Source organism: Novosphingobium sp. (genome assembly GCF_040079535.1).
In the GTDB taxonomy this organism is placed as follows: domain Bacteria; phylum Pseudomonadota; class Alphaproteobacteria; order Sphingomonadales; family Sphingomonadaceae; genus Novosphingobium.
The window spans coordinates 59,003-77,176 of the sequence record NZ_JBEBKB010000010.1 but is presented as its reverse complement, the minus strand read 5'-3'; the positions used below and the strand labels follow the sequence as shown (position 1 = coordinate 77,176).

General features: G+C 60.2%; 19 protein-coding genes. 9 read left to right on the top strand and 10 right to left on the bottom strand.

What is annotated here, in order from left to right; all coding sequences use genetic code 11:
• Nucleotides 1-213 precede the first annotated feature (213 nt).
• Nucleotides 214-864 carry a YceI family protein gene (locus ABL914_RS05400; RefSeq protein WP_391562140.1) on the top strand — a complete coding sequence of 217 codons (651 nt, stop codon included), beginning with the start codon at nucleotides 214-216 and terminating at the stop codon, nucleotides 862-864.
• 14 nt (nucleotides 865-878) lie between these two features.
• Here ABL914_RS05400 and ABL914_RS05395 read toward each other — a convergent pair whose 3' ends face one another.
• From ABL914_RS05395 to ABL914_RS05380, 4 genes are read right to left on the bottom strand one after another with little or no spacing between them, the layout of a single operon-like run.
• Nucleotides 879-2,003 carry an epoxide hydrolase family protein gene (locus tag ABL914_RS05395; RefSeq protein ID WP_391562139.1) on the bottom strand — a complete coding sequence of 375 codons (1,125 nt, stop codon included), beginning with the start codon at nucleotides 2,001-2,003 and terminating at the stop codon, nucleotides 879-881.
• Nucleotides 2,000-2,425: a PaaI family thioesterase gene (locus tag ABL914_RS05390; RefSeq protein ID WP_391562138.1), complete on the bottom strand. Its 426-nt coding sequence runs from the start codon at nucleotides 2,423-2,425 to the stop codon at nucleotides 2,000-2,002. The genes ABL914_RS05395 and ABL914_RS05390 overlap by 4 nt, the downstream gene beginning before the upstream one ends.
• Nucleotides 2,425-3,633 carry a serine hydrolase domain-containing protein gene (locus ABL914_RS05385; RefSeq protein ID WP_391562137.1) on the bottom strand — a complete coding sequence of 403 codons (1,209 nt, stop codon included), beginning with the start codon at nucleotides 3,631-3,633 and terminating at the stop codon, nucleotides 2,425-2,427. Before ABL914_RS05385 ends, ABL914_RS05390 begins: the two co-directional genes overlap by 1 nt.
• A gap of 35 nt (nucleotides 3,634-3,668) precedes the next feature.
• Nucleotides 3,669-4,325, bottom strand: coding sequence for an aquaporin (locus ABL914_RS05380; protein WP_391562136.1), 657 nt, complete (start codon nucleotides 4,323-4,325; stop codon nucleotides 3,669-3,671).
• Between the two features lie 71 nt (nucleotides 4,326-4,396).
• On the opposite strand from ABL914_RS05380, the gene ABL914_RS05375 reads away from it, so the two are divergent.
• The gene (locus ABL914_RS05375; protein WP_391562135.1) at nucleotides 4,397-5,212 is read left to right on the top strand and encodes a rhodanese-related sulfurtransferase; all 816 of its coding nucleotides are present in this window, start codon (nucleotides 4,397-4,399) and stop codon (nucleotides 5,210-5,212) included.
• Here the strand turns inward: ABL914_RS05375 and ABL914_RS05370 are convergent.
• Complete coding sequence (locus ABL914_RS05370) at nucleotides 5,209-5,430, bottom strand: hypothetical protein (protein WP_391562134.1); 222 nt, start codon at nucleotides 5,428-5,430, stop codon at nucleotides 5,209-5,211. The two genes, ABL914_RS05375 and ABL914_RS05370, sit on opposite strands and share 4 nt — an antisense overlap.
• A 23-nt stretch (nucleotides 5,431-5,453) precedes the next feature.
• On the opposite strand from ABL914_RS05370, the gene ABL914_RS05365 reads away from it, so the two are divergent.
• Together ABL914_RS05365 and leuA are read left to right on the top strand one after the other, a co-directional pair.
• Nucleotides 5,454-5,699: a hypothetical protein gene (locus ABL914_RS05365; protein WP_391562133.1), complete on the top strand. Its 246-nt coding sequence runs from the start codon at nucleotides 5,454-5,456 to the stop codon at nucleotides 5,697-5,699.
• 203 nt (nucleotides 5,700-5,902) lie between these two features.
• Nucleotides 5,903-7,573, top strand: coding sequence for a 2-isopropylmalate synthase (leuA, locus tag ABL914_RS05360; protein ID WP_391562132.1), 1,671 nt, complete (start codon nucleotides 5,903-5,905; stop codon nucleotides 7,571-7,573).
• A gap of 37 nt (nucleotides 7,574-7,610) precedes the next feature.
• On the opposite strand, the gene ABL914_RS05355 is transcribed toward leuA, so the two are convergent.
• Together ABL914_RS05355 and ABL914_RS05350 are read right to left on the bottom strand one after the other, a co-directional pair.
• Nucleotides 7,611-8,837 (bottom strand): acyl-CoA dehydrogenase family protein, encoded by a 1,227-nt coding sequence (locus tag ABL914_RS05355; RefSeq protein WP_391562131.1) that lies wholly within the window; start codon nucleotides 8,835-8,837, stop codon nucleotides 7,611-7,613.
• A 12-nt stretch (nucleotides 8,838-8,849) separates the two neighbouring features.
• Nucleotides 8,850-9,587 (bottom strand): SDR family NAD(P)-dependent oxidoreductase, encoded by a 738-nt coding sequence (locus ABL914_RS05350; protein ID WP_391562130.1) that lies wholly within the window; start codon nucleotides 9,585-9,587, stop codon nucleotides 8,850-8,852.
• Nucleotides 9,588-9,689: 102 nt separating this feature from the next.
• Here ABL914_RS05350 and ABL914_RS05345 point away from each other — a divergent pair, with 102 nt between their 5' ends.
• Genes ABL914_RS05345 through ABL914_RS05330 form a run of 4 tightly spaced genes read left to right on the top strand, consistent with a single transcriptional unit; the run spans nucleotide 9,690 to nucleotide 15,256 of the window.
• On the top strand, nucleotides 9,690-10,730 hold the full coding sequence (locus tag ABL914_RS05345) for an amidohydrolase family protein (protein WP_391562129.1): 1,041 nt from the start codon (nucleotides 9,690-9,692) through the stop codon (nucleotides 10,728-10,730).
• A 30-nt stretch (nucleotides 10,731-10,760) separates the two neighbouring features.
• Nucleotides 10,761-12,182 carry a DUF1254 domain-containing protein gene (locus ABL914_RS05340; protein WP_391562128.1) on the top strand — a complete coding sequence of 474 codons (1,422 nt, stop codon included), beginning with the start codon at nucleotides 10,761-10,763 and terminating at the stop codon, nucleotides 12,180-12,182.
• Nucleotides 12,179-14,092 (top strand): DUF3604 domain-containing protein, encoded by a 1,914-nt coding sequence (locus ABL914_RS05335; RefSeq protein ID WP_391562127.1) that lies wholly within the window; start codon nucleotides 12,179-12,181, stop codon nucleotides 14,090-14,092. The genes ABL914_RS05340 and ABL914_RS05335 overlap by 4 nt, the downstream gene beginning before the upstream one ends.
• Nucleotides 14,093-14,104: 12 nt before the next feature.
• Nucleotides 14,105-15,256: an iron-containing alcohol dehydrogenase gene (locus ABL914_RS05330; RefSeq protein WP_391562126.1), complete on the top strand. Its 1,152-nt coding sequence runs from the start codon at nucleotides 14,105-14,107 to the stop codon at nucleotides 15,254-15,256.
• 40 nt (nucleotides 15,257-15,296) lie between these two features.
• On the opposite strand, the gene ABL914_RS05325 is transcribed toward ABL914_RS05330, so the two are convergent.
• From ABL914_RS05325 to ABL914_RS05315, 3 genes are all read right to left on the bottom strand, one after another.
• Nucleotides 15,297-15,683 carry a DUF5615 family PIN-like protein gene (locus tag ABL914_RS05325; protein WP_391562125.1) on the bottom strand — a complete coding sequence of 129 codons (387 nt, stop codon included), beginning with the start codon at nucleotides 15,681-15,683 and terminating at the stop codon, nucleotides 15,297-15,299.
• Nucleotides 15,683-16,324: a DUF433 domain-containing protein gene (locus tag ABL914_RS05320; RefSeq protein WP_391562124.1), complete on the bottom strand. Its 642-nt coding sequence runs from the start codon at nucleotides 16,322-16,324 to the stop codon at nucleotides 15,683-15,685. The genes ABL914_RS05325 and ABL914_RS05320 overlap by 1 nt, the downstream gene beginning before the upstream one ends.
• 91 nt (nucleotides 16,325-16,415) lie before the next feature.
• Complete coding sequence (locus ABL914_RS05315) at nucleotides 16,416-16,958, bottom strand: MOSC domain-containing protein (protein WP_391562123.1); 543 nt, start codon at nucleotides 16,956-16,958, stop codon at nucleotides 16,416-16,418.
• 103 nt (nucleotides 16,959-17,061) lie between these two features.
• Between ABL914_RS05315 and ABL914_RS05310 the strand changes: the two genes are divergently transcribed.
• Complete coding sequence (locus ABL914_RS05310) at nucleotides 17,062-18,042, top strand: NAD(P)H-dependent flavin oxidoreductase (protein ID WP_391562122.1); 981 nt, start codon at nucleotides 17,062-17,064, stop codon at nucleotides 18,040-18,042.
• The last annotated feature ends 132 nt before the right edge of the window (nucleotides 18,043-18,174 follow it).

The following is an 18,174-nucleotide window of genomic DNA, read 5'->3' as shown; positions in this document are numbered from 1 at the left end:
TCATGGTGACGTGGCGGTTTTCCAGGCTCTTTCCTAGCTCTGGTGCACCTCCGGCGGCCGCAACGTCGATTTCGGCGTGGCTGGTCATTCAGTTTTCTCCCCAGGTTCAAGGCTTAATCGAAACCCGCCGCAGAGCAAGTGGGCACCGCCGCTATTCACCTGACGGCAATGGGCGCTGGTCCATAAGCCAGCAGCCTATCCGGAGTCTTGAAAATGCGTAAAATCGCCCGCCCTGCCCTTATCCTGCCCGCTTTGGCCCTTATTGCCGCGTCCACCGCCAGCTTGATGGCGGCGGGCCCGCTTCCCGGACAGGCTGATCCGGCGCGGGTTGTCGCCGGGACTTACCAGGCCGATCCGGGCCACACATTTGTTGGCTGGCGGGTTAGCCACATGGGCTTCAACGATACCTTCGGGCTATTCGGCACGATCAGCGGCACACTGGTGATCGATCCGGCGAACCTTGCGGCCGCCAGGGTTGCCGTGCGGATCCCGGTGCGCAAGATCACCACGGCCAATGCCGCGCTGACCGGCGCATTGCTGCGCCCCAATGCTGCGGGCAAGCCAGACTATTTCGGCCCGCAGCCGGTCGACGCCGTGTTCACATCAACCAAAGTGGTGCCCGGCGCTGATGGCAATAGCGCAGCGATCACCGGCACCCTTTCGCTCAACGGCATGACCAAGCCGGTCACGCTGAACGCCACTTTTGCCGGGGCTGGCAAAAGCCCGTTTGGCGGCGGTCTGACGGTGGGCTTTCACGCTGTCACCACGATCAATCGATCGGATTATGGCTTGAACGCAGACATGGGCATGGTTGGCGATCTGGTTGATTTGCAAATCACTGCCGCTTTCGTGAAGGCGAAATAGGCTAGGTCCTGACCCTAAACCATCAGCGCGAATGCCTTGCGCAGTTCGGCCACCAAGGCTTCGGGCTGCTCCCAGGCAGCAAAGTGGCCGCCCTTGTCCATTTCCCCCCAGTGGACCAGATTCTTGAAGCTGCGCTCCGCCCATTTGCGCGGAGTTGGCAGGATTTCCTTCGGGAACGCGCTGACCGCGACTGGCAATGTGATTTCTACCGGCGCAAATGCGGCAAAGCTTTCCCAATAGAGCCGGGCTGATGAAGCGCCGGTGCCGGGCAGCCAATAGAGCATCAGATTGTCAAGGATCTGATCCCGCGACAAGGCATCGTATGGCGATCCCGAATTGTCGGTCCAGGCCCACATCTTCTCCAAAATCCAGCCCGCAAGCCCTATCGGGCTATCGACCAGCCCATAGCCCAGCGATTGCGGCCGGGTGCGTTGCTGTGTTGAATACCCCGAATCCCAATCCTGATAATGCTTGAGCGCAGCCAGAGCTTTTTGCTCGGCCGGGCTGGGATTGACCAGATCCTCAGGCTCAGGGCGCCCGATCGGCATGTTGAGATGGATCCCCAGGCAGCCGGCAGGCCGGATAACGCCGATTGCGGTGGTTACCGCACTGCCCCAATCGCCGCCCTGTGCAACCCAGCGATCATATCCCAATCGCTGCATCAATTCAGCCCAGGCCATCGCAATCCTGGGCACGCCCCAGCCGGTTTCAGCAGGCTTTCCTGAAAACCCAAAGCCCGGCAGTGATGGCGCAACGACATGGAATGCCAGCTCTCCCGCAGGGGGATTGGCCAGCGCTTCAATCACGCCCATGAATTCAATCACCGATCCCGGCCAACCATGCGTGATCACCAGCGGCACCGCATCCTTGCGGGGTGAGCGGACATGGAGGAAGTGGATGTCCAACCCCTGGATCGCAGTCTTGAACTGGCCCAGCGCATTAAGCTGCGCCTCGCAGCGCCGCCAATCATAGCCACCGCGCCAATAGCCGGCCAGATCCCGCAGCACCGCCAGCGGGGTGCCTTGCGACCAATCGGCCACGCATTCCGGCTCGGGCCAGCGGGCCATATCGATCCGCTGGTTGAGATCGTCGATTTGTGACTGGGCAATGGCCAGGTTGAACGGCACCACTGCGGTCATTGCGTATTCTCCATCGCTGCCTTGGCTGCTGATTCCACCCGACCGCGATCGGCCAGCATCAAAGTGGAACTGGCAGTCGCCAGCAAGTTGCCATCGGCGTCCTTCAGGCTGCCTTCTGCAAAAGCGGTTTTGCGTCCGGCCTTGATAATCCAGCCTTCTGCAAAAATCGCGCCGGGCCGGGCCGGGGCCAGAAAGCTGACTTTCAGCTCCAGCGTCATCGGCACCACATTTTCACCGACCCGCGCGATCACCGCATGGGCCATCGCCGCATCGATCCACCCGGTAACAAAACCGCCCTGCACTACGCCGCCCGAATGGCACTGCTGGGGTTTGGCCTGATATTCCAGGCACGCCCGTCCATCGGCATCGATCGCCACAATCCGGGTCAGCCCCATTGCTTCATACAGTTCGTTGATCGCCATCAGATCAGCGCCGCATAGATCATGGTCTTCAGTTCCCGCCGGATCGGATAGGTGCTGCTGGGTGAAAGCTGGGTCATGAAAACCATCGTCAGATCCTCGGCCGGATCGACGAAAAAGTAGCTTGAGAACATTCCGCCCCAGTTGATCTCACCGACAGAGCCGGGCAGCATCGATCGCGCCGGGCTTAGGTTGACCGCAAAGCCAAGGCCAAAACCAACCCCGCCAAAAGCCTCTTCGCTGAACAGTGATTTTGACATGCTGGCGATGTCTGCCCCGCCCGGCAGATGGTTCCGGGCCATCAGTTCCAGGGTCTTGCGGCCGATCACCCTTTCGCCGTCCAGCACACCGCCGTTCAGCAGCATGGTGCAGAACCGATGGTAATCGAGCGCGCTGGATACCAGCCCGCCCCCGCCAGAAAGCTGGCGCGGCATCGTGCTCCAGGCGCTTTGGCTGCCCTTGTCGTAGATCACCCGGCCTTTGCCAGGAACAAAGGTGTAGCAATCGGTCAGCCGGTCAATCTTGTCTGCTGGCACCGCAAAGCCGGTATCGATCATCCCCAACGGGCCAAAAATATGTTCGGCGAAATAGGCATCAAGGCTTTGACCGGACAGCCGCTGTACAACAGCGCCCAGCACATCGGTGGATACCGAATAGTTCCAGGCACTGCCGGGCGAAAATTCCAGCGGCAATTTGCCCAACGCACCAACCAGTTCATCCAGCGTCAGATTGCCATGCCAGCTTTCCAGCTTGCCCTCGCGGTGGGCCAGATCGATGTTGCTGCGGTTCTGGAATGAATAGGTCAGTCCGCTGGTGTGGCGCAGCAGATCCTGCATCGTCATCACCCGTTCGCACGGCCGGGTCAGAAACGGAACCCCGCCCCCGCCGCCGGCATAAACGCCCAGCCCCTTGAATTCAGGCAACACATGATGAACCGGCGTTTCCAGCGCAACCTTGCCCTGTTCAAGCAGCTGCATGAAAGCCACCGACGTGATCGGCTTGGTCATGCTGGCAATGCGGAACAGTGATCCTTCATCGATGCTGCTACCGCCTTCGCGCGCGGCGCCCTGCGACGAGAAATGCGCGATCTGTCCCTTGTGCGCGACCAATATCTGGGCGTGGGGCAGAAGTCCGGAATCCAGGTAGCGCTCTTTCACGAACGCATCGATGCGGGCAAGGCGTTTGGGATCGAACTTTCCGGCAGCGCTCATCGGGTATTCCTAAGTCTGTGACAATTCGGGCCCAGCTATACCCGGCTTTCATCAAAGAGGAAGCGGGCGAAACTCTGCGCAGCCAGGGCCCCGGCCAGTTGCGCCGCGATAAATCCCGCAACGTCGGCAGGAGCTATTCCGGCAAAGGTATCCGAAAGGCTGCGGGCGATGGTGATGGCTGGATTGGCGAAGCTGGTGGATGAGGTGAACCAGTAGGCCGCTGTGATATAAAGCGCGACCGCCATCGGCACTGCTTCTGCCCGGTGCCGAGCGGTGCCAAGTATCGTCAGCACCAACCCAAAGGTGGCAACAAATTCGCCAAGCCACTGCCCGGTTCCGGTGCGAACGTGGCTGGAAAACTGCAGAACCGGAAGATCGAACATGGCGTGGGCGATCCACACCCCGGCAATCCCGCCAACCAGTTGCGCCGCTATCCGGGCGGCCAGCCCCGGCCAGGTGAATTCCCCGCGCAGCCGCATCACCAGGCTTACCGCCGGGTTGAACTGTGCCCCCGATATCGGCCCCAGCATGGTGATCAGAACATAGAGCATCGCCCCGGTGGCAATCGTATTGCCAAGCAGCGCCACGGCTATGTTACCGCCCGCCAACTGCTCTGCCATCACGCCTGATCCCACAACTGTTGCAAACAGCAACGCCGATCCGATCGCCTCGGCAGCAATAACCCGTTTCATCAAGCCTCCACGTTTAGCGCCGCAGTTATAACGGTGGATCGGCGCAGGGTAAATCGACTAGAGCGGCAGCAATGGACAACACTTCCCACCCGATCTGCGTTGCCGCGCTCTATCACTTTACGCCGTTTGGTGATCTGCCGGCCCTGCGCAAGGAATTGCTGGCGCTTTGCCAGGCGCAGGATCTGCGCGGAACTTTGCTGCTGGCGCGCGAAGGGATCAACGGCACGATCGCCGGCACCGATACAGCAATTAAAGCCGTGATCGCCCACCTGCGCACCTTGGCCGGCTGTTCAGGGCTTGAGGTGAAATATTCCCGCGCAGCGCAGCTGCCGTTCCAGCGGATGAAAGTGCGGCTCAAGCAAGAAATCGTCACGATGGGTCAACCGGATATCGATCCGCTGCAGGGCACCGGGCACTATCTGACACCGCGCGAATGGAACGATCTGATCGCCGATCCCGAAACGGTGGTAATCGATACCCGCAACGATTATGAAGTGGCGATCGGCACGTTCCAGCGCGCCATCGATCCGGGCACCCACAGCTTTCGCGAATTCCCCGATTGGTTCCGCGCGCATCGCGGCGATCTGCTGGGATCGGGCAAGCCCCGCAAAGTAGCGATGTTCTGCACCGGCGGAATTCGCTGCGAAAAATCGACTGCGTTCCTGAAGACCGAGGGGATTGACGAGGTCTATCACCTCAAGGGCGGCATCCTGAAATACCTTGAAGAGATGCCGGCCGAGCAAAGCCTGTGGCAGGGCGAATGTTATGTTTTCGATGCGCGGGTCAGCGTTGGGCACGGCCTGGTGCCGGGGCCATACACATCATGCCGGGATTGCGGGCGGCCACTGACCCCCGGCGAAGCCTGCCAGCCCTGCGCCGCCAATTAGTATTTGTTGGCGACCAGGAAAGGAAATCGTTTTACCCGGCCTTCGATCAGGTGCTTCTTTAGCCGATGCCGCATTTCGTTGGCGCCATCGATGTTGCGGCAGACCAGATGCGTTCCACCTGCTGGCAACGTTTCAATCGCACTGATCGCCACGGCGGCGGCGCTGCACAGCTGAACCACTTCAGCTTCCGGCAGACTGATGTTCATCGCCCGGCTCATGCTGCGCACCCCAGCAGGTATTGTTGAACGCCAAGGTTGCTGCGCTTGATCTGGATAAGTTCGGCCAGTTCAGCTACTTTTCCGGTGCATCGCCGGTTGCCCGCGCGCGGCAGATCGGCGGCGCGGATAAGCGCGATCTGGTGTTGATAAAGAAGGTTCATAAGGTCCACAGCTTTGCTCCCGATGCGGGAGCACACAATGTCTCTCAGCCGCCAACATGCAGTAACAGCCCTGGCGATATGTTGGAGATGGGGACGAATCCGCGATAAACAAGGCCCGCGCTACCAGACCGGCCCCTTTACAAGCCGTTTGCTCCCCGCCATAGACTTGCCAATGATCTCGCCTCTGGCCCTTACCCTGCGACTTATCCGCCCTTGGGCGTGAGCTGGTGTGCGCATTGAGCAGCACGCAGCGCCGCTCAAGGGATGAAACGAACCGCCGATCAGTTGCACTGCCAATCAGAGATTCCATCATGACCATGCTGAACACCCCGGGCGTCAAGTATCGCCCTTTCCCGCCGATCAACCTGCCCGACCGAACCTGGCCGTCCAAGGTTATCGAACAGGCCCCGCGCTGGCTTTCAACCGATCTGCGCGATGGCAATCAGGCCTTGATCGATCCGATGGGCGCGGAAAAGAAAAGCCGCTTTTTTGATCTGCTGCTGAAGGTTGGGGTCAAGGAAATCGAGGTTGGTTTTCCCGCCAGCGGTGCAACCGATTTCGATTTCATCTCTGGCCTGGTCAAGGCCGGCCGGATCCCCGATGACGTGATCGTCCAGGTGCTGACCCAGTCGCGTCGCGATCTGATCGAAACCAGCTTTGCCAGCCTTGAAGGCGCAGCCCGCGCCATCGTCCACCTTTACAACGCCGTCTCGCCGGTCTGGCGCAAGGTGGTGTTCGGCATGGGCAAGGACGAGATCAAGCAGATCGCGATCGAGGGTGCCAAGGTGCTGCGCGACCAGGCGGCCAAGTATCACCGCACCGATTGGACTTTTCAGTATAGCCCCGAAACGTTCTCCACCGCCGAAGTGGAATATTCGGTTGAAGTCTGCGCGGCGGTGATGGACGTTCTTCAGCCTACGCCTGAAAAACCGATCATCTTCAATCTGCCGGCAACGGTCGAATGCGCCACGCCCAATATCTATGCCGATCAGATCGAGCTGTTTGGCCGGATGATCCCCAATCGCGATGCGGTGGTGATCTGCCTGCACACCCACAATGATCGCGGCACTGGCGTGGCCGCGGCTGAGCTTGGGCTGATGGCCGGTGCAGACCGGGTTGAAGGCTGCCTGTTCGGCAATGGCGAACGCACCGGCAACTGCGATCTGGTGACTGTTGCGCTAAACATGTACACGCAGGGCGTTCACCCGGGGCTTGATTTCTCAAACATCGACGAGATCGCCGCGACGGTTGAATACTGCAATCAGCTGCCGATCCACCCGCGCCACCCCTATGTTGGCGAACTGGTTTACACCTCGTTTTCGGGATCGCACCAGGATGCGATCAAAAAGGGCTTCGCGGCGATGGAAGCGAAGAACGACGAACTGTGGGAGATGCCCTACCTGCCGATCGATCCGGCCGATCTTGGCCGCGATTATGAAGCGGTGATCCGGGTCAATTCACAATCCGGCAAGGGCGGATTTGCCTGGGTGCTTGAACAGGATCAGGGCCTGAAACTGCCCAAGAAGATGCAGGCGCACTTTTCGGGCCACGTCCAGCAACTGGCCGATAGCGCAGGCCGCGAACTGTTTGCCGATGATATCTGGCAGGTGTTCCAGCGGGTCTATCACCTGGGCACACCGCAACATTTCCAGCTGCTTGATTATGCCGAAACGAAGGCCGCTGATGGCACCCGCCTGTTCGCCGGCAAGATTGCGGTGGACGATCACGAGCAATCCGTTTCGGGCCGCGGTAACGGGCTGATCAGTTCGGTGGTGGCGACGATTGCTGAAACTTTTGGCGTCCAGCTTGACGTCAAGGACTATACCGAACACGCGATGACCGCTGGCTCTGATGCCCGCGCGGCGGCCTATGTCGAATGCACCGGCCCGGACGGCAAAACCATCTGGGGCGTGGGTATCGACGAAGATGTGGCCACCGCATCGGTCCGTGCGGTGCTGAGCGCAGCGAACGCAGCCGTTTAGGCAGCTGCCCCCTCCTTAAGCCGGAGGGGGCGCTTTCCTAGCGCTCGTTCATCGCCGCATATTCCTTGATCTTGGCTTTGCCGAGCTGGCTCATATGCACTTCGTCCGGGCCATCAGCGATGCGGACAAAGCGGTTGAGCGTAAAGAACCGCGCGATCGGGGTATCGTCTGAAACCCCCATTCCGCCGTGGACCTGGATGGCCCGATCGCACACGGTTTGCGCCATCTGCGGGGCAACAACCTTGATCGCGGCGATCAGATCCTTGGCCACCTTGTTGCCGTAACGGTCCATCGCATCGGCCGCCTTCAAGGTGAGCAGGCGTGACATTTCGATCTCGCAAAAGCTTTTGGCCACATCCTGGCGAATGCTTGATTGATCGGCCAGTTTCTTGCCAAATGCGGTCCGGCTATCGGCGCGCCGCGCCATGATTTCCAGCGCGCGCTGGGCCTGCCCGATTGACCGCATGCAATGGTGGATCCGCCCCGGCCCAAGCCGCCCTTGTGCAATCTCAAATCCGCGGCCTTCGCCCAGGATCAGGTTTTCCTTGGGCACGCGAACATTGTCGAACCGCAGCTCCACTTCTCCGCCCGGCGAATTGTGCGATCCGAACACTGTCAGGTGGCGCACGATGGTGATCCCCGGCGTGCCTGGCTCAACCAGAATCTGCGAATGCTGGGCGTGGCGCGGTGCATCGAAATGGGTCTTGCCCATTACGATCCAGATATCACAGCGCGGGTGCATCGCATTGGAAATCCACCACTTGCGCCCGTTGAGCACATAGCCATCCCCATCGGGCATGATCGACAGTTCCAGATTGGTTGCGTCCGAACTTGCTACTTGCGGTTCAGTCATCACATAGGCGGAACGGATCGTGCCTTCGAGCAGCGGCCTAAGCCACCGTTCCTGCTGCGCGGGGCTGCCGAACTTGGCCAGCACTTCCATATTGCCGGTATCGGGCGCCGAACAGTTGAGCACCTGGCTGGACCATGGAACCCGCCCCAGCAGCTCTGCAACCGGCGCATATTCCAGATTGGTCAGGCCGGGGGAGAATTCGCCATATTCGTGCGGCAGGAACAGGTTCCACAGCCCCTGGGCGCGGGCCAGCTTTTTCAGCCGCTCCATCTCCGGCCATTCCTGCCATTGGTGGGCCGGATCGGTCACGAAATCATGATAGGCCTGCTCATTGGGATAGATATGCTCGTCCATGAACGCGCCAACCTTGGCCAGCAGATCCTTCACTTTGTCGCTGTGTTCGAAATTCATTGGTTTGCCTTTCTAAAGCGACAAGCCGCCATCAACGATCACCGTGTGTCCGGTGACATAGCTCGCGAGCGGGGATGCCAGAAAAATTGCGGTTCCGGCCATGTCTTCGGGCGTGCCCATCCGGCCATCCGGGATGCGGGCCAAAGCGCCTGCCAGCCGATCAGGGTGCTGGGTTGTCACCTTGGTCAGCTTGGTATCGACCAGCCCCGGCGCCAGCCCGTTAACCCGGATACCCAGCGGAGCCCAGGCCTGACCCAAAGTCTTGGTCAGGCTGATCGCCCCTGCTTTCGACGCGGCATAGGCGGGATTGCCGATATTGGCTTTGAGCCCCGAAATCGAACTGACGATGATGACGCTGCCGCGCGCAGCTGCCAGCAGATCCTCAAATTTGGTGGCGCAATGCATCAGGCTGTCAAGATTGACCGCCATGACCCGGTCCCAGCCTTCACGGGCAAATTCGCCGCGCTTGTAAACCACGGTGCCCTGGCACAGCACCAACACGTCCAGCCGGGCAAATTGCTGCGGCGCAGCGGCAATTGCATCGGGATCGCCCACATCAACGCAGCTGTAGCCCAGCCCGGTCAGATCTGAACCATCCGCCGGGTCATAGTCTGCGGCACTGGCGCGGGTGCCCCAGACCTGCACTTCTGCACCGCGCTGGCGAAAGGCCTGGGCAATGCCATTGCCGATCCCGCTCGATCCGCCAACCACCAGCACCTGTTTGCCGGAAAAATCGGTATCGCCCGCCATTGCCCTCTCCACATTTTTAATCGAGCGGTTAATGTGCCTGCGAAGCGCGCTTGTCAAACGCACTGGCTGGCATAAGTTGCGCGCGACTAAGGAGAGGCCCACATGACCGAAGCGATCCTGGAACCCGATCTGCCGATCATCGATCCGCACCATCACTTGTGGGATCTGCGTCCGCTGATGGCGGCCTTTCCCGAACCGCGTCATCCCTTTATCGCCGCGATCGCGCTTTCGCCCTATTACACCTTCAACGAGATCAATGCCGACGCCAGCAGCGGGCACAACGTGATCGGCACCGTGTTTATGGAGTGCGGCGCGTTCTATAACGCCGGCGCCAGCGAAGCCCTGAAGGTGGTGGGCGAGGTTGAATATGTGAACGGTGTCGCCGCGCAAAGCGCCAGCGGATTGTACGGCCATGCGCGTCTGTGCGATGCAATCATCGGCCACGCAGACCTGCGCCAGGGCGGCAAGGCCGGCGCGGTGCTTGATGCGCTGATGGCGGCCAGCCCCCGTTTCAAGGGGATCCGCCACGCCGCCGCCTGGGATGCCGATCCTGATGTGCTGGGCCCGCCGTTCCACCATCCCGGCGGGCTCTATCTTGATCCCGCTTTCCGCGAAGGCTTTGCAGAACTGGGCAAGCGCGGGCTGACTTTCGATGCCTGGCTGCTTGAACCGCAGCTGGAAGACCTGCTCAGCCTGGCCCGCGCCTTTCCCGATCAACCGATCGTGCTTGATCACTGCGGCACGCCGCTGGGCATGGCCAGCTATCACGGCAAATTGCACGAACGGTTCGATATCTGGCGCGAAAAGATCAAGGCAATCGGTCTGTGCCCCAACGTCTCTGTCAAGCTGGGCGGGCTGGCGATGAGCTTTGCCGGCCTGCCCGATCACGGCCCGGCGGCGGGCCTTTCATCCGAAGTGCTGGCGGCAATGTGGCGGCCCTATATCGAAACCTGCATCGAGGCATTCGGGCCTGGCCGGGCGATGTTCGAAAGCAACTATCCAGTCGATAAATGGGGCGCGAGCTATGCCGTGCTGTGGAATGCTTTCAAACGGCTGACCCATGGTGCCTCAGCAGAGGAGAAAGCCGCGCTTTATGCCGGAACCGCCGCGCGGTTTTATGGGATGGAGCATTTGCTGGGCTAGATTGCTGCGAGATCAGGAAAGAGAAAACTGATGAAACCATTTCGCCTTGCATCCGCACTACTTCTGGCCGCCGCAGCCCCGCTCGCCGCGCAGCAATCGGCCACGGCACCCACACCTGCTCAACAAGCTGATTGGCGCGAAACCTGGGCCTACAATCTGGGCATGCAGGCGGTGGTTTATGGCTATCCGGTCGTGAAGAACATTATCGTTCGCTATGGCATGATCGAAAAGCCGGTTGGGCAGGCCAATATGCCTATCAGCACATGGTTTCATTCACGCCGCGCCCAGGATCACACGGACAAGCTCCACTCATCGGTCACGTCCGATCTGCTCTATTCAGCCGCTTGGTACGATCTGCATAAGGAACCGCTGGTGCTGAGCGTTCCGGATGATGGCGGGGCTTATTACAGCATCCAGTTCATGGAGATGTATTCGGACATCTTCGCCTACATCGGAACCCGTGAGACCGGCGGCAAGGCGGGATCATGGCTGCTGGTCGGGCCTGACTGGAAGGGTGAGGCACCGGCCGGGATATCAGGCGTAATCCGATCACCCACGCCCACAGGAATGCTGCTGCTGCGCGTTGGATTTGCCGATCGGGCCCAGCTTAAAGCCACCCACGCGCTGCAGGATGCCAATGCCCTTGCCCCGCTTTCCAAGTGGCTGAGCGGCGACAAAAGCCCTGAAACCGGGCGCGATGTGATAAATCCGGCCGCACCGGGATCATCGGTGCTGCCTTTTTTCGCCAGCCTTAATCGCGGGCTAACCGAAAACCCACCGCCCGCAGCACATGCTGCGCTGATGGCCCAATTTGCCACTGTCGGGATTGGACCGGGGATGGGCGATGATTTCTCAACGCTCGATCCGGCAACGCTCAAGGGACTTCAGCGGGCGATGGTTGATGGGCTGGGCTTCCTGCGCCAGGTTTCGGTGGCGGGCGGCAACACCAAAATCGTCAACCACTGGGCCTATGGGCAACCCAACTGGGGCCGCACCGCGCAAACCAACGATTTTCTGACCCGCAGTGCCAACCAGAGCTTTTCGGGGATGCAGGAACACTGGGTAGATGAAGTAACCAAGCTGCGCGCCCACCATGATGGCGATGGCGCGCTGCTGGATGGCAGCGCTGCCCGTTATACGGTTCATTTTACCCGCGAACAGATCCCACAGGCCAAGGCGTTCTGGTCGGTTACGGTCTACAATTCGGAATACGATCTGGTGGAAAACCCACTCGGCCGTTTTTCACTCGGCAGCGTCGACAAGGCCCTCAAGTATGACCGCGATGGCGGGCTGACATTCTACCTACAGGCCGATGCTCCGGCGAAAAAGCTGATGGCCAACTGGCTGCCGGTGCCGCGCGGGCCGTTCAACCTGTTCCTGCGCGCTTACCTGCCCGGCCAAAGCCTGATAGAGCAAAGCTATGCTCCGCCAATCGTAAAGAGGGTGCCATGAAGATTGTAACGGCGACTGCGCTGGGGGCCTTGGTCCTGGCCTTGGGCTTGTGGCAGGGATCGGGCGGAGAGGCGCCGGCTGGGGCGAAAACCGTCAAACCAGCCGCAGTTGTGCAAGCGGCCTATCCGCAGCGCCCGCTATGGGGCGATACCCACCTTCACACCGCCAATTCGTTTGATGCCTTCACCGCCGGGCTGCGACTTGGCCCGGAAGAGGCGCTGCGCTTTGCCCGCGGCGAAGGGGTAAAGACCGCGAGCGGCGAGATTGCAAAGCTGCACCGTCCACTCGATTTTCTGGCGGTAACCGATCACAGCGACGCGATCGGCGTTACTGCCGATCTTTACAACACCCCCGAAGACCAAATCACCGATCCCACGCTGAAGCGCTGGCGCACGATGATGCACGTTGGCGGGAACGAGGCTTACAAGGCTTTTCGCGAAATGGTGACCGCCGCCGCAAGCGGCACCCTGCCTCCCGATTTCGCCAACCCAGAGCGGCAAAAGATCATCGCCCGGCGGATCTGGGATAGTCAGCTGGAGGCGGTGGAACGCTATAACCAGCCCGGCAAATTTACCGCGTTGGTGGCGTTTGAATTCTCGCTCCAGCCCAAGGGCAATACGCTGCACCGCAACGTTATCTACCGCGATGGCGCAGACCGCGCGCGCGGGATGCTGCCCTTCCCTTCGGACGGTACGAAAAGCCCCGAAGCGCTGTGGAACTATATGGATGCCTATGCCAAGGCGACCGGCGGGCAAATGCTGGCGATCCCGCACAATTCGAACCTTTCGAACGGCATGGCCTTCATGACAACCAATTGGGATGGCGGCCCGCTGACTGCGGAAATGGCCCGCCGCCGCGCGGGCCATGAACCGCTGGTCGAAATGACCCAGTACAAGGGCGATAGCGAAAGCCACCCGTTCCTCTCGCGCAATGATGAATTTGCCGATTTTGGCGATGCCGGATGGGAGAACGGCAACGCCCCGCTACGCGAGCTTAAAAAGCCGGAAATGCTGGGCGGCGAATATGTCCGCGAAGTGCTGAAACGCGGTTTGCAGATCGAGAGCAAGACCGGAATCAATCCTTACATGCTGGGGATGATCGGATCGACCGACAGCCACACCGCGCTGGCATCGGCTGACGAAGACAACTTCCACGGCAAGTTCAGCACCGAAGGCCCCGGTCCCGAACGGGTCGGTACGGTGGTTAACCCGGGGATCAAGGAAAGCCGGATCGGCTGGCAATACCAGGCCGGCGGGCTGGCCGCAGTCTGGGCCAACAGCAACACCCGCGAAGGCATTTTCGATGCGATGCAGCGGCGCGAGGTTTATGCCACCACCGGCCCGCGGATGACCGTGCGGGTGTTTGCCGGGTGGAACTTCACCAAGGCCAATCTGGGCGGCGATTGGGTAAAGACCGGCTATGCCCGCGGCGTACCGATGGGCGGCGTGATGAAGCCCGGCCCACGGCAGCAGGCCAAGGCCGCGCCCAGCCTGATGATATCGGCGATGAAAGACCCCGAAGGTGCCAATCTTGATCGGGTGCAAGTGATCAAGGGCTGGATCGATGCCCAGGGCCAGGCGCATGAGAAAATCTATGACGTTGCCTGGTCGTCTCCAGCCAAGCGCCGGATCGTGGGCGGCAAGCTGGCCCCGGTGGGCGATACCATCGATATGAAAACCGCGACCTATCGCAATTCGATCGGCGCGCCGCTGCTGATGACAGTCTGGCGCGATCCGGAATTCCGGGCCGATCAGCGCGCGTTCTATTACATCCGCGTACTTGAAATCCCCACCCCGCGCTGGGTGCTTTACGATATGGTCCGCTTTGGCGCGAAGCCGCCTGCAGACGCGCGGCTCAAGGATCAGGAGCGCGCCTATACCTCGCCGATCTGGTATCGTCCGGAAAGTTGAGGGCACAAACCCATGCCAGCGATTAACCTGCCGCGCGTGATCCGGATTGGCGGCGGATGCCTGGCTGAACTGCCCGATGCGCTGAGCCAGGCCGGCCTATCGCGCCCGCTGGTGGTAACAGATGCCTGGATGGCGGCGTCGGGCCTGCTGGACCGGGTGCTGGATTTGCTGACCAAGGCCGGAATGCCGGCGCGGGCTTTTACCGGCGTGGTGCCCGATCCCACCGTCGCATCGATTGAGGAGGGCTGTGCGGTTCTGGCCGAAGCGAGCCACGATTGCGTGATCGGGCTGGGCGGTGGCAGCCCGATTGACAGCGCCAAGATGATCGCGGTGAAAGGCGCTCGCCGGATCGCCGATCTGAAGGCTCCTCACCAGGAAAACGCCCCTGGCCTGCCGATCGTTGCCATTCCTACCACCGCCGGGACCGGCAGCGAGGCAACCCGTTTCACGATCATTACCGACGAGGAAACCGACGAGAAGATGCTCTGCGCGGGGCTCGCCTATCTCCCCCAGATTGCGCTGTGCGACTATGAACTGACGCTCAGCAAACCGCTGCGGCTCACCGCCGATACCGGGATTGACAGCCTGGTCCACGCGGTTGAGGCCTATGTTTCGCGACAGGCCAACCCTTTTTCTGATAGCATGGCGATCAGCGCAATCCGGCTGATCTGGCAAAACCTCCCGCGCGCCTGCGCCGATCCAGCAGACCGCCCCGCGCGCGAAGCGATGATGCTGGGCGCGCTGCAAGGCGGGATCGCCTTTTCCAACAGTTCGGTCGCGCTGGTCCACGGGATGAGCCGGCCGATCGGCGCGCACTTTCACGTTTCCCACGGCCTTAGCAACGCGATGCTGTTCCCCGTGGTAACCCAGTGGAGCGCCCCTGCTGCGCTGGCGCGCTATGCGGAGTGTGCAAGGGCGATGGGCGCGGCGGGCGACGGCGAAAGCGATCAAGGCGCAGCGGGGAGACTGATCGAAGCCCTCCACCAGATCAACGCCGATCTGGCAGTCCCCACCCCCAGCGCCTATGGGATCGACAAGGCCCGTTGGGAAGAATTGCTGCCACTGATGGCAGCGCAAGCACTGGCGAGCGGCAGCCCGGGGAACAATCCGCGGGTGCCGGTGGCGGAGGAGATTGTGGCGTTGTATCGGGCGGCTTGGGAGTAGGTTAGACAATCGCAAATTTTGATAGGGCATTTTTAGCCCGTCAGTTTGTTCTGAACCGCACCATACCAATCTGAATTTGCGCTACCATTCGTCCTCCATCTGGAAAGCGAGGCATCTGAAATTCGAGCACGGCGATGTGCTCCTTGATCGCCGGCAGCAAAGTTGGACCTGCGCCGCAAAGGGAAATCCGACTTAATTCTGCGAAGCGGTCTTGTCTGAAACGCTGAGCATTAAAGTCACGATCACAAGTAATCAAAATTCGGCCCGACTGAAGAGCAGTCATGCCGACCACGGGGTCCGGAGAATCGTCTGGAATATGGTGGCGTAAGAGCAACACGCTATGGCCGCGCCTTCGGAGATAGCGACAGATGGAATCCGGCACATTTTGATCGAGGAAAAACCGCAGCTGAGGGCGGCCGTCAACCATTAGGCGGCTTCACGACTCTCAAATACTTTGATTGCTGCTTCTACATCAGCCACAGTTAAGTCCGGAAACTCACGAATGATTTTATCAGTCGCGTATCCTGCTTGATAAAATTCAATCACTAACGAGACCGGAATTCGAGTTCCACTGAATACCATTTCGTTGTGCGCGACAAACTTTCCTTTAGAAAACTCGCCAAGCGTGTCGGTCCGGTTATTTAGTTGCTTTATACGATCCTTGGTGTTTTTTATCACAATCCTAAGTGGAATGTTAAAAACGCGCTGGCCTGAGACAACGTCTTCCCGATGCTTCGTGGCCGGATTCTCAAGAACAACCCGCCTACCCAAAATATACAAAGTGGTGGAGCTCCACTTTTGATCGCCAAGGTGACTAAGCCTCTCGGAAACCTCACGCAAATGACTGAGAGCGATTTTATTGTCGTTCCGCAGATTATTGAGAACCTGAAGCGATACAAGGTCGCGAAACGAGTACAGCCGACCAAATGGAACGTGCTGTTGAGTGGTCCCGAATGCGGCCGGGAAAAATCCTTCTTTATCCCAGTGCCTTAGCTGATAGATCGACACACCGGAAATGCGGGAGGCCTGCTCCTCGCTAAATGCTCCGATGATGTTGTCACGTTCCATTCCCATTGGCCTAATGCAGGAGTGACCTCCAGCCAAGTCGAATATTGGACGATCAAAGTGGTGTAGCGACTTTCATCGAAGTCTCACCCCCTCAAACCACCCCCAGCGCCTCAAACCCCAGCGGCATGCTCTCCAGCACAATCGCATCCGCCACATTCACCACTCCGCCACGCACCACCACTGCCATCACCCCGCATTTGCGGATCAGCGTGCCGTCCGCTGCTTTGTCCAGCGTTGCTGCCATCAGGCCTTTTGCCAATCCGTCGATCTGGCGGCAGGGGTTCCTCAGCCCGGTGATCTCAATCAATGCTTCCTTGCCCAGCCGCAGCCGGGTGCCGCGTGACAGGCCCAGCAGGTCCAACCCGCGCGTGGTTACATTCTCACCCAGTTGGCCGGGGGCCACGGCAAAGCCCTTGCCCGCCAGTTCCTCCAGCAATTCGGCATGGATCAGATGGACCTGGCGAAGGTTTGGCGTGTTCGGCTGTTTGGCCATACGGGAAAGGTGCTGGACCAGGCGGCCAGCATGGGCATCGCCTTTCACCCCCAGCCCCGCCAGCAGGGTGATGCTTTGGCGCGGCATTTTTGCGAAGCGGTGTGCATCGTCGCTGGCAAGGCCGGTGATGATCGGGTTCATGCCTTAAAGGCTAGGGGCTGACGGCGAATGCAGCAAGCCCCTCGACAGGCCGCATTGCGTCTCATAAGAAAACCCAAACCCGCTAAAAGGATACCCCACGCCGATGCCGCTTCCCGCTCCGTTTGATCGCCTGCGCCTGCCCGTCATCGGTTCGCCGCTGTTCATTATTTCTGGCCCGGAACTGGTGATTGCCCAGTGCAAGGCCGGGGTAATCGGCAGTTTTCCGGCGCTGAACGCGCGGCCATCGGGGGTGCTGGATGAATGGCTGCACCAAATCACCGAGGAACTGGCGGCGCACAACCGCGACAACCCCGATAGCCCGGCAGCGCCCTATGCTGTCAACCAGATCGTCCACAAATCGAACAACCGGCTTGAGGAAGACATCGAGGTTTGCGCCAAATGGCAGGTGCCGATGACGATCACTTCGCTGGGCGCACGTGAGGATCTGAACAACGCCGTCCATGCCTGGGGCGGAATTGTGCTGCACGATGTGATCAACGATCGGTTCGCCCGCAAGGCGATCGAAAAGGGCGCCGATGGCCTGATCCCGGTTGCGGCCGGTGCCGGCGGGCACGCCGGGGTGCTATCACCGTTCGCGATGATGCAGGAAATCCGGCAATGGTTCAAAGGACTGGTTGCGCTGTCAGGCTCTATCGCTTGTGGCCGCTCAATCCTGGCGGCGCAGGCGATGGGGGCCGATTTTGCCTATATCGGATCGCCCTGGATCGCGACCAAGGAAGCCAATGCCCAGCAAAGCTACAAGGACGCGATCGTGGCCGGGCGGGCCGATGATATCGTCTATTCCAACCTGTTTACCGGGGTTCACGGCAACTATCTGCGGCCCTCGATTATCGCCGCCGGCATGGATCCCGATAACCTGCCGGTAAGCGATCCCAGCGCGATGAATTTTGGTTCGGGCGGTAATACCGAAGCCAAGGCCTGGAAAGACATCTGGGGTTCGGGCCAGGGAATTGGCGCGGTCGATGCGGTTGATAGCGTGGCTGACCGGGTTGAGAAGCTGGAAGCTGAATACAATCAGGCTCGCAGCGAACTGGCTGAGAAAGCCCGGATGGCTTTGGTTTAGGGCGAAGTACGTCTGATCCGACCCATTACCCGCTTATGCTGAGCTTGTCGAAGCACTGTCCTTTTCTTCGTGCCGCAGCACGCAGCTGCTCGAAAAAAAGGCAGCCCTTCGACGAGCTCAGGGTAGACGGGG